This window comes from Streptomyces sp. NPDC020597, assembly GCF_044335095.1.
Taxonomy (GTDB): domain Bacteria; phylum Actinomycetota; class Actinomycetes; order Streptomycetales; family Streptomycetaceae; genus Streptomyces.
Window position 1 is genome coordinate 753,040 of record NZ_JBIRUL010000001.1, and the last position, 15,096, is coordinate 768,135.

Below are 15,096 nucleotides of genomic sequence, written 5' to 3' on the forward strand. Positions count from 1 at the left end.
ACACCCATGTCCGGGGGCGGCGGCCGGCACAGACGCCGGATACGGATCGCCCTGCCCGTCGCCGCGGCAGGCCTGGCGGCGGCCGTCGCCGGCACGCTGTTCCTGTCGTCCGCCCAGGCCGCCGAGACGCCTCCGGCGCCGGCCACGGCCGCGACGAAGTCGGCCAAGGAGCTGCGCAAGCTGATCGACGTCGCGGTCAACGGCGACGAGACGCCGGGACAGGCCGCGAAGGCCTCCCTCAGCGGGAGCACGAGCGTCGGCGCCACCAGGGTCGACCCGAAGATCATCGGCGGCACGACGACGACCGTCACCCGGGCCCCGTGGATGGCCCAGCTCTGGTACGGCGACGACCGGGGCACCAGCACCACCTCCGACGACGTCGGCTTCTTCTGCGGCGGCTCGGTCGTCTCGCCGACGAAGATCCTCACCGCCGCGCACTGCGTCAAGGGTTACAACTGGCAGGCCCACGGCTACGTCGTCACCGGCAGCACACAGCTGATGTCCGACGACGGCAGCCTGCACGGCGGGACCGGCACCTACGTCCGCCGGCAGTGGAACCACCCGTCCTACAGCGCCACCACCATCGACAACGACATCGCCGTGCTGACCCTGGAGACGCCGGTCAGGGCCACGCCGATCAGGATGACGACGAGCACGGACACCGCCTCGTACGCGTCCGGCACCAAGGCCACGCTGTACGGCTGGGGCCGGACCACCTCCGCCACGGACGACCTCTCCGAGACGCTGAAGACGGCCGTGCTGCCGATGCAGTCGGACGCCACCTGCTCGGACTACTACGGCGCCGACTACCGCAAGGGCCACATGGTGTGCGCGGGCACGCCCGCCACCGGCGCCGACGCGGGCACCACCTCCGCCTGCAACGGCGACTCCGGCGGGCCGCTGATCGTGCGCAACGCCGCCGGTCAGGACAGGATCGCGGGCGTCGTCTCCTGGGGCGTCACCAACTGCGTCGAGAGCGGCGCGTACAGCGTCTTCAGCAAGGTCTCCGCGTACGTCGGCAGCGCCTACCCGCGCGTCGACGACGCCAACCTCAGCGGCGACCACCTGGCCGACCTGTGGGCGCGCTCCGCGTCCACCAGGACCGGGTACGAGATGGACTCCAAGGGCGCCTCGCTGGGCGCCCGGGAGTCCTGGGGCACCTGGAGCGGCTTCAACCTCGTCCTGCAGACCGACCTGGACCGCGACGGCGTCCAGGACCTCGTCCTGCGGCGCGCCTCCGACGGCGACGTCTTCTGGAAGCACTACGTGCCCTCCAGCGGGACCTGGGCGACCAAGCTGATCGCCGACAACTGGAAGACCCGCACCCAGATCGTCGCCCCCGGCGACGTCACGGGCGACTGGCTTCCCGACCTGGTCGCCGTCGACTCGGCCGGCGCACTGTGGGTCTACCCGGGCAACGGCGCCGGCTCCTTCGCGGCGCGCGTCAAGAACGGCACGGGCTGGAACCAGTACGACGTCCTGCGCGGACACGGCGACTTCACCGCCGACGGCAGGGCGGACCTGATCGCCCGAAACAAGAGCACCGGCGCTGTCTACCTGTACCGGGGCAACGGCGCCGCCGCGTCCGCGTTCGCGGCCCGGGTCAAGGTCGCCACCTGGGCCGGCACGACGTACAACGCCGTCGCCGCCGTCGGGGACGTCAGCGGGGACGGGGTGGCCGACCTGCTGGCCCGTACGCCCGCCGGAACGCTCTACCTGTACAAGGGCACCGGAAAGCCCACGAGTGCGATCTTTGCCACAAGGGTGTCACTCGGGACGACGTTCAAGCAGTACGACATCTTCGGCTGAAACCTCGTGAAATCGCAGGTGGGAGCCGCGTTCGGCCCCCACCTGCGATCACGTTCCGTGCTCGCCGCGCCCCGTTTCGCGCACAGAGCGTCGTGCAACCCTGTCCCGAGTTACCCCGTCTGCCCTGACGGGGTGACGATGGTGAGGTTCCACGAGAACAGAGGAGCACATGTCTGCCGAGAGCACGCCGGAGCCCGACACACCGGGTGAGGCCGGCACGACGAGCGGGGCAGCCGACCGCAGAGGTCCGGGCGGTCGGCGCGGCCAGGACGGCCGGCGCGATCCGCGCCACCGCAAGCAGCGAGGCGACAGACGCAGGGGCCTGCTGATCGCCGCGTGGAGCGCCGCGGGCGTCCTCCTGCTGGGCGGCACCGGAGCGGGATACCTGTACTTCAAGCTCAACGGCAACATCAAGAGCGTCGACATCGACCACGCTCTGGGCACGTCGCGGCCCGCCAAGGTCGACGACGGCTCGGAGAACATCCTCGTCCTGGGCTCGGACAGCCGCTCCGGCGCGAACAAGAAGCTCGGCGGCGGCGCGGACGACGGCAGCGCCCGTTCCGACACGGCGATGGTCGTGCATGTCTACGAAGGCCACAAGAGGGCCAGTGTGGTCTCCATACCGCGCGACACCCTCATCGACCGGCCCGCCTGCACGGACGCCGAGGGCGTCACGCACGACGCCGCGTCCGACGTCATGTTCAACTCGGCGTACTCGACGGGCGGCGCCGCCTGCGCGGTCAAGACGGTCGAGGCGATCAGCGGCATCCGCATGGACCACTACCTGGAAGTCGACTTCGCCGGCTTCGAGAAGCTCGTCGACGAACTCGGCGGCGTCGAGGTCACCACCACCGAGGCGATCGACGACCCCGAGAGCCACCTGAAGCTCGGCGCGGGCACCCACACGCTCACCGGAGGCCAGGCGCTCGGCCTGGTCCGCACCCGGCACGGCGTGGGCGACGGCTCCGACCTCGGCCGCATCCAGCTGCAGCAGGCCTTCGTCAAGGCCCTGGTCGAGCAGGTCGAGCACATCGGCCTGTTCTCCGGCGGCGGCAAGCTGTACCACCTCGCCGACACCGCCACCAAGGCCGTCACCACCGACTCCCACCTCGGGTCGCTGAACTCCCTGATGTCCTTCGCCGGCGGCCTCAAGGGCATCGGCGCCACGGACATGACCATGGTGACGATGCCGGTCCACTACGACCCGTCCAACCGCAACCGCGTCCTCGTCTCCGAGGCGAAGGCCGAGCAGGTGTGGACGGCCCTGAAGAAGGACCGGCCCGTCCCGAAGGCGGCCACCGAGGGCAACGCCAGCGGCGAGGCCGCCGGCGTCGTGACCTCGCCCTAGTACACCGCGGAACCCCTGGGGAATAGATCGCCCCGCCCCCCGGTTTTGGGGGATACGGCCAGTGCTGGCAGACTGGTACGTCGGCTCCGGTTCACGTTTGCCGCATCCCGCGGCAGCGACCCGGCGCCCTCCCGAAACTAGGAGACACCTTGAAGCGCGATATCCACCCCGAGTACGTCGAGACGCAGGTCAGCTGCACCTGTGGCGCGTCGTTCACCACCCGCAGCACGATCGGCAGCGGTGCCATCCGCGCCGACGTCTGCTCCGAGTGCCACCCGTTCTACACGGGCAAGCAGAAGATCCTCGACACCGGTGGCCGTGTGGCCCGCTTCGAGGCCCGCTTCGGCAAGGCCGCCGCCGGCTCCAAGAAGTAGCGAGCCCCTCTTCGCCGGTCCACGGCAGTGTCCCCGCCCGGGACACGCCGGGACCGGCGTTTTTGGTCGCCCGCCCTTCCCCCACGTACGTCATTCAGGAGCCCACCATGTTCGAGGCCGTCGAGGAGTTGCTCGGAGAGCACGCCGACCTGGAGAAGAAGCTCGCCGACCCGTCGGTCCACGCCGACCAGGCCAACGCGCGCAAGCTGAACAAGCGCTACGCCGAGCTCACCCCCATCGTCGGCACGTACCGCTCCTGGAAGCAGACCGGCGACGACGTCGAGACCGCGCGCGAGTTCGCCGCCTCCGACCCGGACTTCGCCGCCGAGGTCAAGGAGCTGGAGAAGCAGCGCGAGGAGCTGACCGAGAAGCTGCGGCTGCTGCTCGTGCCCCGGGACCCGTCCGACGACAAGGACGTCATCCTCGAGATCAAGGCGGGCGCGGGCGGCGACGAGTCGGCCCTGTTCGCCGGCGACCTGCTGCGGATGTACCTGCGCTACGCCGAGCGCGTGGGCTGGAAGACCGAGATCATCGACGCGACCGAGTCCGAGCTGGGCGGTTACAAGGACGTCCAGGTCGCGGTGAAGACCAAGGGCGGGCAGGGCGCGACGGAACCCGGTCAGGGCGTCTGGGCGCGGCTGAAGTACGAGGGCGGAGTGCACCGCGTGCAGCGGGTGCCCGCGACGGAGTCGCAGGGCCGGATCCACACCTCCGCCGCCGGCGTCCTGGTGACGCCCGAGGCCGAGGAGGTCGACGTCGAGATCAACGCGAACGACCTGCGCATCGACGTGTACCGGTCCTCCGGCCCCGGCGGCCAGTCCGTCAACACCACCGACTCCGCCGTGCGCATCACGCACGTTCCCACCGGAGTCGTCGCCTCCTGCCAGAACGAGAAGAGCCAGCTGCAGAACAAGGAGCAGGCGATGCGTATCCTGCGCTCCAGGCTGCTGGCGGCGGCGCAGGAGGAGGCGGAGCGGGAAGCCGCCGACGCCCGCCGCAGTCAGGTCCGCACCGTCGACCGCTCCGAGAAGATCCGCACGTACAACTTCCCGGAGAACCGCCTCTCGGACCACCGCGTCGGCTTCAAGGCGTACAACCTGGACCAGGTCCTGGACGGCGACCTGGACGCGGTGATCCAGGCCTGCGTCGACGCGGACTCGGCCGCCAAGCTCGCGGCCGCGTAGGCGTTGTAGGACGGACGCACGACGAGGACGACACGGAGGACTTGCGTGCAGCAATCATTTGGGGGACGCCCCCCGAGCCCTCGCAGTCTGCTGCTCGCTGAGGTAGCTCAGGCCACCCAGCGGCTGGCCGACGCCGGCGTGCCCTCGCCGCGCAACGATGCGGAGGAGCTCGCCGCGTTCGTGCACGGTGTGAAGCGCGGTGAGCTCCACTCCGTGAAGGACCCCGACTTCGACGCCCGGTACTGGGAGACCATCGCCCGGCGCGAGCAGCGCGAGCCGCTCCAGCACATCACCGGCCGGGCCTTCTTCAGGTACCTGGAGCTCCAGGTCGGCCCCGGGGTCTTCGTGCCGCGTCCCGAGACCGAGTCGGTCGTCGGCTGGGCCATAGACGCCGTACGCGCCATGGACGTCGTCGAGCCCCGGATCGTCGACCTGTGCACCGGCAGCGGCGCCATCGCGCTCGCCCTCGCGCAGGAGGTCCCGCGTTCCCGGGTGCACGCCGTCGAGCTGTCCGAGGACGCCCTGGTGTGGACCCGCAAGAACATGGAGGGCTCGCGGGTCGACCTGCGGCAGGGCGACGCGCTGGACGCCTTCCGCGACCTCGACGGGCAGGTCGACCTCGTCGTCTCCAATCCGCCGTACATCCCGCTCACCGAGTGGGAGTACGTCGCCCCGGAGGCCCGTGACTACGACCCCGAGCTGGCCCTGTTCTCCGGTGAGGACGGGCTCGACCTGATCCGCGGCATCGAGCGCACCGCGCACCGGCTGTTGCGGCCGGGCGGCGTCGTCGTCATCGAGCACGCCGACACCCAGGGCGGCCAGGTGCCCTGGATCTTCACCGAGGAGCGGGGCTGGGCCGACGCGGCCGACCACCCCGACCTCAACAACCGCCCGCGCTTCGCCACCGCCCGCAGGGCGATGCCGTGAGCGCCCCCCGCACTCTCGACCCGCAGCAGGACGCGTCCGCGTCCGCATTCGTGTACTTCGTGTATTCCGTGTACGAGGAGGCTCGCTAGATGGCTCGGCGATACGACACCAACGACGCGACCGACCGGGTCACCGGTCTGCGCGAGGCCGCGTCCGCCGTCCGCCGTGGCGAGCTCGTGGTCCTCCCCACCGACACGGTGTACGGGATCGGCGCCGACGCGTTCTCCTCGGAGGCCGTCGCCGACCTGCTGGACGCCAAGGGCCGGGGCCGCAACATGCCCACCCCCGTCCTCATCGGCTCCCCGAACACGCTGCACGGCCTCGTCACGGACTTCTCCGAGCTGGCCTGGGAGCTGGTCGACGCGTTCTGGCCGGGCGCGCTGACGCTCGTCGCCAAGCACCAGCCGTCCCTGCAGTGGGACCTCGGCGACACCCGGGGCACGGTCGCCGTGCGGATGCCGCTGCACCCGGTCGCCATCGAGCTGCTGACGGAGGTCGGCCCGATGGCGGTCTCCTCCGCCAACCTCACCGGTCACCCGGCGCCGGAGAACTGCGACTACGCGCAGGAGATGCTCGGCGACTCCGTCTCCGTCTACCTCGACGGCGGTCCGACCCCCGGCAACGTGCCGTCCTCGATCGTCGACGTCAGCCGTGAGACGCCGCTGCTCCTGCGGGCGGGCGCGATCTCCGCGGACGAGCTGCGGAAGGTCGTACCCGACCTCGAGGTGGCGAATTGACAGCCCCTGACGCGGGGCGTGGCATAGGCAACGGGGAACGTGCCGCGGAGCAGACGACGACGTTCGGATATCCGCGCGACACCTTCCGCATCCTCCACGTCAGCACCGGCAACGTCTGCCGCTCACCGATCACCGAGCGGCTGACCCGGCATTTCGTGTCGCAGCGGCTCGGCCTGCTGGGCGGCGGGCTGATCGTGGAGAGCGCGGGCACCTGGGGCCACGAGGGCGCGCCGATGGAGGCCAACGCGGAGACCGTGCTGGCCGACTTCGGCGCGGACGCGTCCGGCTTCACCGGGCGGGAGCTACTCGACGAGCACGTCATCATGGCCGACCTGGTCCTGACGGCGACCCGCGACCACCGTGCCCAGGTCATCTCCATGGGGCACTCGGCGGGCCTGCGCACCTTCACCCTGAAGGAGTTCACCCGGCTGGTGAACGCCATCGACCCGGCCACCCTCCCCCCGGTGGACGAGGGCGTGGTGATGCGCGCGCGGGCCCTGGTCCGCGCGGCGGCGGCTCTACGCGGGTGGCTCCTCGCCCCGACCCTCGAGGCCGACGAGGTCTACGACCCGTACGGGGCGCCCCTGCCGTTCTTCCGCTCCATCGGCGACGAGATACACCAGGCCCTGGACCCGGTGGTGACGGCCCTGACCGGGGTGCCGACCCGAGCCTGACCGCGCGCGGGGCGCGGCGGGCGGTGCGGGCCTACATTGGACGTACGTCACCGTCGACGCCCGGAGCGCACCATGTCGGTCACCCATGCCCCCGAGACCGATGCCCTGCGCCGCCAGGACCCCGAGCTGGCCGGGGTCGTCCTCGGGGAGCGGGAGCGGCAGGCGTCGACGCTGCAGCTGATCGCCGCCGAGAACTTCACCTCGCCCGCCGTGCTCGCCGCCCTCGGCTCGCCGCTCGCCAACAAGTACGCGGAGGGGTATCCGGGCGCCCGCCACCACGGCGGCTGCGAGATCGTCGACGTCGCCGAACGCATCGCCGTGGACCGCGCCAAGGCGCTGTTCGGCGCCGAGCACGCCAACGTCCAGGCGCACTCGGGCTCCTCGGCGGTGCTGGCCGCCTACGCCGCCCTGCTGCGGCCCGGCGACACCGTGCTGGCCCTCGGGCTGCCCCACGGCGGCCATCTCACCCACGGCTCCCCGGCGAACTTCTCCGGACGCTGGTTCGACTTCGTCCCCTACGGGCTGGACGCGGAGACCGGGCTCATCGACCACGAACAGGTCCGCACGCTGGCACGGGCCCACCGGCCCAAGGCGATCGTGTGCGGCTCCATCGCCTATCCCCGTCACATCGACCACGCCTTCTTCCGCGAGGTCGCCGACGAGGCCGGCGCGTTCCTGATCGCCGACGCCGCCCACCCCATCGGCCTGGTCGCCGGGGGAGCGGCGCCCTCCCCGGTGCCGTACGCCGACATCGTCTGCGCCACCACCCACAAGGTGCTGCGCGGGCCGCGCGGCGGAATGATCCTCTGCGGCAGGGATCTCGCCGAGCGCGTGGACCGGGCCGTCTTCCCCTTCACACAGGGCGGCGCGCAGATGCACACGATCGCCGCGAAGGCGGTCGCGTTCGGGGAGGCGGCGACGCCGGCGTTCGCCGCGTACGCCCATCAGGTGGTCGCCAACGCGAGGGTTCTCGCGGCCGCGCTGCAGGGGGAGGGCCTGGTCGTGACGACCGGCGGCACGGACACGCATCTCCTCACCGCCGACACCGCTCCCCTCGGGGTCGACGGACGTGCCGCGCGCGGGCTGCTGGCGGCCGCCGGGATCGTCCTGGACTGCTGCGCCCTGCCGCACGGCAACGCCCGCGGCCTGCGCCTGGGCGCCGCGGCGGTGACCACGCAGGGCATGGGGGAGGCGGAGATGACGCGGATCGCGGCGCTGCTGGCCGGGGTGCTGCGGGAGGAGACCGACGCGAGGACGGCCCGCGAGGACGTGCGCGAACTGACCCGCGCGTTCCCGCCCTATCCGGCCTGAACCGGGGTAGACGCGCCCTGTGCGCCCCCGCTGCGCACCCCGGTACGCCACAGCGCACAGGCTCACGTGAAACCATCGTCACTACCCGGAAGTCCTCACACATATGCGCCGTGACGTAGTCGATCGCTAGGGTGTGGGACTGAGATGGCCGGCGAGACATGTGGGGAAGCCCGTGCGTGAATACCTGCTGACGCTCTGCATCACGGCCGCGGTCACGTATCTGCTGACAGGGCCGGTACGGAAATTCGCGATCGTGGCCGGAGCGATGCCGGAGATCAGGGCCCGTGACGTGCACCGGGAACCCACTCCGCGGCTCGGCGGTATCGCCATGTTCTTCGGTCTGTGCGCCGGCCTGCTGGTCGCCGACCATCTCACCAACCTCAACGAGGTCTTCGAGAAGTCGAACGAGCCGCGCGCCCTGCTGTCCGGAGCCGCCCTGATCTGGCTGATCGGCGTCCTGGACGACAAGTTCGAGATCGACGCCCTGATCAAGCTGGGCGGCCAGATGATCGCCGCGGGCGTGATGGTCATGCAGGGTCTGACGATTTTGTGGCTGCCGGTGCCGTGGGTCGGCACGGTCGCCCTGACGCAGTGGCAGGGCACGCTGCTGACGGTGGCGCTGGTCGTCATCACCATCAACGCCGTCAACTTCGTGGACGGGCTCGACGGACTCGCCGCCGGCATGGTGTGCATCGCAGCGGCCGCGTTCTTCATGTACACGTACCGCATCTGGTACTCGTACGGCATCGAGGCGGCCGCCCCGGCGACGCTGTTCGCGGCGATCCTGATGGGCATGTGCCTGGGTTTCCTGCCGCACAACATGCACCCCGCGCGGATCTTCATGGGCGACTCGGGCTCGATGCTGATCGGGCTGGTGCTGGCCGCGGGAGCCATCTCCGTCACGGGAAACGTCGACCCGGACAATCTGTTCAGCGTCAGCGGGTCCGAGCGCAGCACCGTCCACCAGATGGTGCCGGTCTACATCCCGCTGGTGATGCCGCTGACCATCATCGCGATCCCGGCCGCCGACCTGATCCTGGCGATCGTGCGCCGCACCTGGCGCGGTCAGTCGCCGTTCGCCGCGGACCGGGGGCATCTGCACCACCGGCTCCTGGAGATCGGCCACTCGCACAGCCGCGCGGTGCTGATCATGTACTTCTGGTCGGCGCTGATCGCCTTCGGCGCGCTCGCCTACTCGGTCAACTCGGCATCCATGTGGATCGTCCTGGGCGTCGTGTTCCTCAGCGCGATCGGGCTGGTGCTGCTTCTGCTGCCTCGCTTCACGCCGCGCACCCCGCGCTGGGCGGAGGCGTTCGTCCCGCCGCGCTACCGGCGCCGCCGGAGCTCCGCGGACGCTCGGCGGCAGCAGACCGCGGCGGTCTCCGCCGAGTCGTCCGAGGCGGATGCGGAGCCGGTCCCGGCCCGCGCGGAGGAGGAGCGCCCAACGCCTGTCACGGTCGGGGTGGCGGGGGTCAACGGGGCCACCGCGATCGGCGGGCGGCGCAGCTCCAAGGTAAGAATCTGACGAGAGCATTGCCAAGTCGTGGGGGAACACGGGGAGGGCAAAGCACCCATTACCAGACAAGCCACCCCGGTTTCTGCACAGACGCGCACTGTCACTCTCATGTGTGACAGTGCGCACACCATCCAGGTAAAGACCTCATCAAATAGTTTGTGATACGGTTCACGAGAACCCCCGGATAGAGCCGAAGGACCGTGCTGAGACGGTTCGTTGGAGCGAGGCGGAGCGAGGTCACTCGCCCCCTCGGGCCGGGACTACGCTCGTCCATGACGACACCCTGCCCCCCGTTGAATGCGGAGTTGCCGCCATGCAGTCCAACGACGTACGAACGCTCCTGCACTGTGCCCTGCCCACCGCGGTCGCGGGTGTGGCGGGAGTCGCGGTGAGCGCCGCCGTTGCCGGCGGCAAGGGAGCGCTCGGCGCCGTCTTCGGTGCGGTGCTCGTCCTGCTTTTCATGGGCGGCGGGCTGATGGTGCTGCTGCGCACCGCGCGCCAGCTTCCCCATCTGTTCCAGTCGATGGGGCTGTTGCTGTACACCACTCAGATTCTGCTGTTGATGATCGTGCTGATCACGTTCAAGGGGACCTCGGCCTTCAATCCGAAATGTTTCGCCTTCACGCTGCTCGCGGCCACTCTGGTGTGGATCGCCGCCCAGGTGCGTTCGCACATGAAGGCCAAGATCCTCTACGTCGAGCCGGATTCCGCTCGGACGTCGTCGTGACCTGTAGGGCCGGTGTAAAGGGACTTCCGCTCTTTTGCTATGGTCTCGCCACAACTGCGGCAGAGCTGGCGCGGGCGGCAAGCGTGCCTGTGACGTCTCACGGTTCGGAGCCCATACGCCGCCCCCTGATCCGCAAGTCCAGTCCAGTGCCGTCCCGCGGTCGCAGGCCGCGCCGACACATCGAGGTTGCCGTACCCATGCGCCACGCTGAAGGAGCTCGCGGTGAGTAACGCCAAGACGCTCGCCTTCGAGACCGACTGTCATATTTTCGACGGGTGCGGTTTCCCGACCCCCGGCCTGCACTCGTTCCTCTTCGAACCGCTCTTCACCGTCGGCGGCATCGAATTCAACAAGCCGATGCTGCTCTCGCTCGTGAGCACCGTCATCGTCATCGGATTCTTCTGGGCGGCCTTCGCCAAGCCGAAGCTGATTCCCGGCAAGCTCCAGATGGTCGGCGAGGCGGGCTACGACTTCGTCCGTCGCGGGGTCGTGTACGAGACGATCGGCAAGCGCGAGGGCGAGAAGTACGTCCCGCTGATGTTCTCGCTGTTCTTCTTCATCTGGATCATGAACCTGTGGTCGATCATCCCGATCGCCCAGTTCCCGGCGACCGCGGTCATCGCGTTCCCGGTCGGTCTCGCCGCCCTCGTCTACATCGTGTGGATGAGCCTGACGTTCAAGCGTCACGGCTTCATCGGCGGCTGGAAGAACATCACGGGCTACGACCCGTCGCTCGGCCCGGTGTTCCCGATGGTCATGTTCTTCGAGTTCCTGTCGAACGTGTTCATCCGGCCGTTCACCCACGCCGTCCGGCTCTTCGCCAACATGTTCGCCGGGCACGTGCTGATCCTGATCTTCACGATCGGAACCTGGTACCTGCTCAACGGCATCGGCATCGCCTACTCGGCGGTCTCGTTCCTGATGGTCCTCGTGATGACGGTGTTCGAGCTGTTCATCCAGGCCCTCCAGGCCTACGTCTTCATCCTCCTGTCCTGCAGCTACATCCAGGGCGCGCTCGCAGAGCACCACTGAGCACCCGCACCACCCCCTGAACTTCCGGTGGCCAACCCCCACCGGCCTGTGTAAAGAGAAGGAAGTTACGGCATGTCCGCTCTCGACACCCTCGCCGCGGTCGAAATCAAGGGCAACCTCGCTGCCATCGGCTACGGTCTCGCGGCCATCGGCCCCGGCGTCGGCGTTGGCATCATCTTCGGTAACGGCACCCAGGCGCTGGCCCGCCAGCCCGAGGCCGCCGGCCTGATCCGTCAGAACCAGATCCTGGGCTTCGTCCTCTGTGAGGCGCTCGCCCTGATCGGTCTGGTCATGGGCTTCGTCTACCCGACGTCCTGATCCGGTCCACGCCGACGAGAGAATTCCACGGAAGGAACTGATGTGATCTCGCCCTTGCTGCAAATCGCGGCTGAGGAGGAGGCCCAGAATCCTCTGATCCCGGAGATCCCCGAGCTCGTCATCGGTCTGATCGCCTTCGCGATCGTGTTCTTCGTCCTGGGCAAGAAGCTCCTTCCGAACATCAACAAGGTTCTGGAAGAGCGTCGCGACGCCATCGAGGGCGGGATCGAACAGGCCGAGGCCGCTCGCACGGAGGCCCAGAGCGTCCTGGAGCAGTACAAGGCCCAGCTCGCCGAGGCCCGCCACGAGGCCGCGCGGCTGCGCCAGGAGGCGCAGGAGCAGGGCGCCACGCTCATCACCGAGATGCGCGCGGAAGGCCAGCGGCAGCGCGAGGAGATCGTCGCCGCCGGGCACAGCCAGATCGAGGCGGACCGCAAGGCCGCCGCGTCCGCGCTGCGCCAGGACGTCGGCAAGCTCGCCACCGAACTGGCCGGCAAGCTCGTCGGGGAGTCCCTCGAGGACCACGCCCGCCAGAGCCGCGTCATCGACCGCTTCCTCGACGAGCTCGAGGAGAAGGCCGAGGCGTCTCGATGACCGCACACGGAGCGAGCCGCGAGGCATTCGCAGCAGCCCGTGAGCGTCTCGACGCGCTCACGGACTCCACGTCCGTGGACGCCGCACAGCTCGCCGGTGAGCTGGCGACCGTCACCGCGCTGCTCGACCGCGAGGTCTCACTGCGTCGGGTCCTCACCGACCCGGCGCAGGCCGGCGAGGCGAAGGCCGAGCTGGTCCAGCGCCTGCTCGGCTCCCGGATCAGCGGCCCCGCCGCCGACCTGGTGTCCGGCCTGGTGCGTTCCCGCTGGTCGCAGTCCCGCGACCTGGTGGACGTGCTGGAGGAGCTGGCGTCCATCGCCGACCTCACGGCCGCGCAGAAGGCCGGCACGCTCGACGACGTCGAGGACGAGCTGTTCCGCTTCGGGCGGATCGTCTCCTCGAACACCGAGCTGCGCGCCGCACTGACCAACCGGAAGGCCACCGTCTCGGCCAAGAGCGAGCTGCTGGGCAGCCTGCTCGGCAGCCGGGCCGACGCGGCCACCGAGCGACTGGTGACGCGCCTCGTGACCGCGCCCCGTGGACGTAGCCTGGAAGCGGGCCTCGAGGCCCTGTCCAAGCTCGCCGCAGAGCGCCGGGACCGCATGGTCGCCGTCGTCACCTCGGCGGTACCGCTGAGCGACCCGCAGAAGCAGCGCCTCGGCGCAGCCCTCGCCAAGCTCTACGGCCGCCCGATGCACCTCAACCTCGACGTGGACCCCGCGGTCCTCGGCGGGATCCGGGTGCAGGTCGGCGACGAGGTGATCAACGGCTCCCTCGCGGACCGCATCGAGGACGCCGCCCGCCGCATGGCGAGCTAGCAGCAACTCAAGACCGCAAGTCGAACTGATGGCGGCCCTGGTTGGGCCGTGCAGAGGATTCACCTCTTTCAGGGGGGAGTCCCCATCCCCCCAAAGTGAAACTTCGGGCCCAACAAGGAGAGCAGGGAACCCAGATGGCGGAGCTCACGATCCGGCCGGAGGAGATCCGGGACGCGCTGGAGAACTTTGTCCAGTCGTACAAGCCGGACGCGGCCTCGCGCGAGGAGGTCGGTACGGTCACCCTTGCCGGCGACGGCATCGCGAAGGTCGAGGGCCTCCCCTCGGCCATGGCCAACGAACTGCTGAAGTTCGAGGACGGCACCCTCGGTCTTGCGCTCAACCTCGAAGAGCGCGAGATCGGTACCGTCATCCTCGGCGAGTTCAGCGGCGTCGAAGAGGGCCAGCCGGTCACCCGCACGGGAGAGGTCCTGTCCGTCGCCGTCGGCGAGGGCTACCTCGGCCGTGTCGTCGACCCGCTCGGCAACCCGATCGACGGCCTCGGCGAGATCGAGACGTCCGGTCGCCGTGCCCTGGAGCTGCAGGCTCCCGGCGTCATGGCCCGTAAGTCGGTGCACGAGCCGATGGAGACCGGCTACAAGGCCGTCGACGCGATGACCCCGATCGGCCGTGGCCAGCGTCAGCTGATCATCGGCGACCGCCAGACCGGCAAGACCGCCCTGGCCGTCGACACGATCATCAACCAGCGCGACAACTGGCGCTCCGGTGACGTGAAGAAGCAGGTCCGCTGCGTCTACGTCGCCATCGGCCAGAAGGGCTCGACCATCGCCTCCGTGCGTGGCGCCCTCGAAGAGGCCGGCGCGCTGGAGTACACGACCATCGTCGCCGCCCCGGCGTCCGACCCGGCCGGCTTCAAGTACCTGGCGCCGTACACCGGTTCGGCCATCGGCCAGCAGTGGATGTACGAGGGCAAGCACGTCCTCATCATCTTCGACGACCTCTCGAAGCAGGCCGACGCCTACCGCGCCGTGTCCCTGCTGCTGCGCCGCCCGCCGGGCCGCGAGGCCTACCCGGGTGACGTCTTCTACCTGCACTCCCGTCTGCTGGAGCGCTGCGCGAAGCTCTCCGACGACCTGGGCGCCGGCTCGATGACGGGTCTGCCGATCGTCGAGACGAAGGCCAACGACGTCTCGGCGTTCATCCCGACCAACGTCATCTCCATCACCGACGGCCAGTGCTTCCTGGAGTCCGACCTGTTCAACGCCGGTCAGCGTCCGGCCCTGAACGTCGGTATCTCGGTCTCCCGCGTCGGCGGCTCCGCCCAGCACAAGGCCATGCGCCAGGTGTCCGGCCGGCTCCGCCTCGACCTCGCCCAGTATCGCGAGCTGGAGGCCTTCGCCGCCTTCGGCTCCGACCTGGACGCGGCGTCGAAGGCGCAGCTGGAGCGCGGTCAGCGCCTGGTCGAGCTGCTGAAGCAGCCGCAGTACCAGCCGATGCCGACCGAGGACCAGGTCGTCTCCGTGTGGGCCGGCACCACCGGCAAGATGGACGACGTCCCGGTCTCCGACGTCCGCCGCTTCGAGAAGGAGCTGCTGGAGTACCTGCACCGCAAGGAGCAGGGCCTCATGACCTCCATCAAGGAGGGCGCGAAGATGTCGGACGACACCCTCACCGCTGTTGCCGACGCCATCGCCGAGTTCAAGAAGCAGTTCGAGACCTCGGACGGCAAGCTTCTCGGCGAGGACGCCCCGGCCGCGGCCAAGTGACGT

At 69.6% G+C, this 15,096-nt stretch carries 15 protein-coding genes; all 15 read left to right on the plus strand.

Going from position 1 to position 15,096, the window contains the following annotated elements:
- Window positions 1–6: 6 nt before the first annotated feature.
- The 15 genes from ACH4ZA_RS03505 (at window position 7) to atpA (ending at window position 15,093) form a co-directional block, all read left to right on the plus strand.
- On the plus strand, window positions 7–1,809 hold the full coding sequence (locus ACH4ZA_RS03505) for a trypsin-like serine protease (protein ID WP_398427840.1): 1,803 nt from the start codon (window positions 7–9) through the stop codon (window positions 1,807–1,809).
- 169 nt (window positions 1,810–1,978) lie between these two features.
- Complete coding sequence (locus ACH4ZA_RS03510; protein WP_398427778.1) at window positions 1,979–3,157, plus strand: LCP family protein; 1,179 nt, start codon at window positions 1,979–1,981, stop codon at window positions 3,155–3,157.
- Between the two features lie 149 nt (window positions 3,158–3,306).
- Window positions 3,307–3,531, plus strand: coding sequence for a 50S ribosomal protein L31 (rpmE, locus tag ACH4ZA_RS03515; RefSeq protein ID WP_055632551.1), 225 nt, complete (start codon window positions 3,307–3,309; stop codon window positions 3,529–3,531).
- A 107-nt stretch (window positions 3,532–3,638) separates the two neighbouring features.
- Window positions 3,639–4,715, plus strand: coding sequence for a peptide chain release factor 1 (gene prfA, locus ACH4ZA_RS03520; protein ID WP_057584061.1), 1,077 nt, complete (start codon window positions 3,639–3,641; stop codon window positions 4,713–4,715).
- Between the two features lie 87 nt (window positions 4,716–4,802).
- A complete protein-coding gene (prmC, locus tag ACH4ZA_RS03525; protein ID WP_319281431.1) occupies window positions 4,803–5,642 on the plus strand; it encodes a peptide chain release factor N(5)-glutamine methyltransferase in 840 nt (279 codons plus the stop codon).
- An 89-nt stretch (window positions 5,643–5,731) separates the two neighbouring features.
- Window positions 5,732–6,379 carry an L-threonylcarbamoyladenylate synthase gene (locus ACH4ZA_RS03530; protein ID WP_319281408.1) on the plus strand — a complete coding sequence of 216 codons (648 nt, stop codon included), beginning with the start codon at window positions 5,732–5,734 and terminating at the stop codon, window positions 6,377–6,379.
- Window positions 6,376–7,053 carry a protein-tyrosine-phosphatase gene (locus ACH4ZA_RS03535; protein ID WP_319281409.1) on the plus strand — a complete coding sequence of 226 codons (678 nt, stop codon included), beginning with the start codon at window positions 6,376–6,378 and terminating at the stop codon, window positions 7,051–7,053. Before ACH4ZA_RS03530 ends, ACH4ZA_RS03535 begins: the two co-directional genes overlap by 4 nt.
- Before the next feature lie 72 nt (window positions 7,054–7,125).
- Entirely contained in the window at window positions 7,126–8,364 is a 1,239-nt protein-coding gene (gene glyA / locus ACH4ZA_RS03540; RefSeq protein WP_319281410.1) for a serine hydroxymethyltransferase, read from the plus strand.
- Between the two features lie 172 nt (window positions 8,365–8,536).
- Window positions 8,537–9,889: an MraY family glycosyltransferase gene (locus ACH4ZA_RS03545; RefSeq protein ID WP_319281411.1), complete on the plus strand. Its 1,353-nt coding sequence runs from the start codon at window positions 8,537–8,539 to the stop codon at window positions 9,887–9,889.
- Between the two features lie 304 nt (window positions 9,890–10,193).
- A complete protein-coding gene (locus ACH4ZA_RS03550; RefSeq protein ID WP_319281412.1) occupies window positions 10,194–10,607 on the plus strand; it encodes a hypothetical protein in 414 nt (137 codons plus the stop codon).
- 222 nt (window positions 10,608–10,829) lie between these two features.
- Complete coding sequence (gene atpB, locus ACH4ZA_RS03555; RefSeq protein WP_319281413.1) at window positions 10,830–11,639, plus strand: F0F1 ATP synthase subunit A; 810 nt, start codon at window positions 10,830–10,832, stop codon at window positions 11,637–11,639.
- Between the two features lie 72 nt (window positions 11,640–11,711).
- On the plus strand, window positions 11,712–11,957 hold the full coding sequence (locus ACH4ZA_RS03560) for an ATP synthase subunit C (protein WP_020131181.1): 246 nt from the start codon (window positions 11,712–11,714) through the stop codon (window positions 11,955–11,957).
- A gap of 45 nt (window positions 11,958–12,002) precedes the next feature.
- The gene (locus ACH4ZA_RS03565) at window positions 12,003–12,551 is read left to right on the plus strand and encodes a F0F1 ATP synthase subunit B (protein WP_306955932.1); all 549 of its coding nucleotides are present in this window, start codon (window positions 12,003–12,005) and stop codon (window positions 12,549–12,551) included.
- The gene (locus tag ACH4ZA_RS03570; RefSeq protein ID WP_306949250.1) at window positions 12,548–13,369 is read left to right on the plus strand and encodes a F0F1 ATP synthase subunit delta; all 822 of its coding nucleotides are present in this window, start codon (window positions 12,548–12,550) and stop codon (window positions 13,367–13,369) included. The genes ACH4ZA_RS03565 and ACH4ZA_RS03570 overlap by 4 nt, the downstream gene beginning before the upstream one ends.
- A 134-nt stretch (window positions 13,370–13,503) precedes the next feature.
- Window positions 13,504–15,093, plus strand: a complete 1,590-nt coding sequence (gene atpA, locus ACH4ZA_RS03575; RefSeq protein ID WP_319281414.1) for a F0F1 ATP synthase subunit alpha — start codon at window positions 13,504–13,506, stop codon at window positions 15,091–15,093.
- The last annotated feature ends 3 nt before the right edge of the window (window positions 15,094–15,096 follow it).

Bases quoted from the DNA above. Each gene is read 5' to 3' on its own strand.
- ACH4ZA_RS03505 (WP_398427840.1), top strand. From the start codon at position 7: ATGTCCGGGGGCGGCGGCCGGCACAGACGCCGGATACGGATCGCCCTG.
- ACH4ZA_RS03510 (WP_398427778.1), top strand. From the start codon at position 1,979: ATGTCTGCCGAGAGCACGCCGGAGCCCGACACACCGGGTGAGGCCGGC.
- prfA (WP_057584061.1), top strand. From the start codon at position 3,639: ATGTTCGAGGCCGTCGAGGAGTTGCTCGGAGAGCACGCCGACCTGGAG.
- ACH4ZA_RS03530 (WP_319281408.1), top strand. From the start codon at position 5,732: ATGGCTCGGCGATACGACACCAACGACGCGACCGACCGGGTCACCGGT.
- glyA (WP_319281410.1), top strand. From the start codon at position 7,126: ATGTCGGTCACCCATGCCCCCGAGACCGATGCCCTGCGCCGCCAGGAC.
- ACH4ZA_RS03550 (WP_319281412.1), top strand. From the start codon at position 10,194: ATGCAGTCCAACGACGTACGAACGCTCCTGCACTGTGCCCTGCCCACC.
- ACH4ZA_RS03560 (WP_020131181.1), top strand. From the start codon at position 11,712: ATGTCCGCTCTCGACACCCTCGCCGCGGTCGAAATCAAGGGCAACCTC.
- ACH4ZA_RS03570 (WP_306949250.1), top strand. From the start codon at position 12,548: ATGACCGCACACGGAGCGAGCCGCGAGGCATTCGCAGCAGCCCGTGAG.
- atpA (WP_319281414.1), top strand. From the start codon at position 13,504: ATGGCGGAGCTCACGATCCGGCCGGAGGAGATCCGGGACGCGCTGGAG.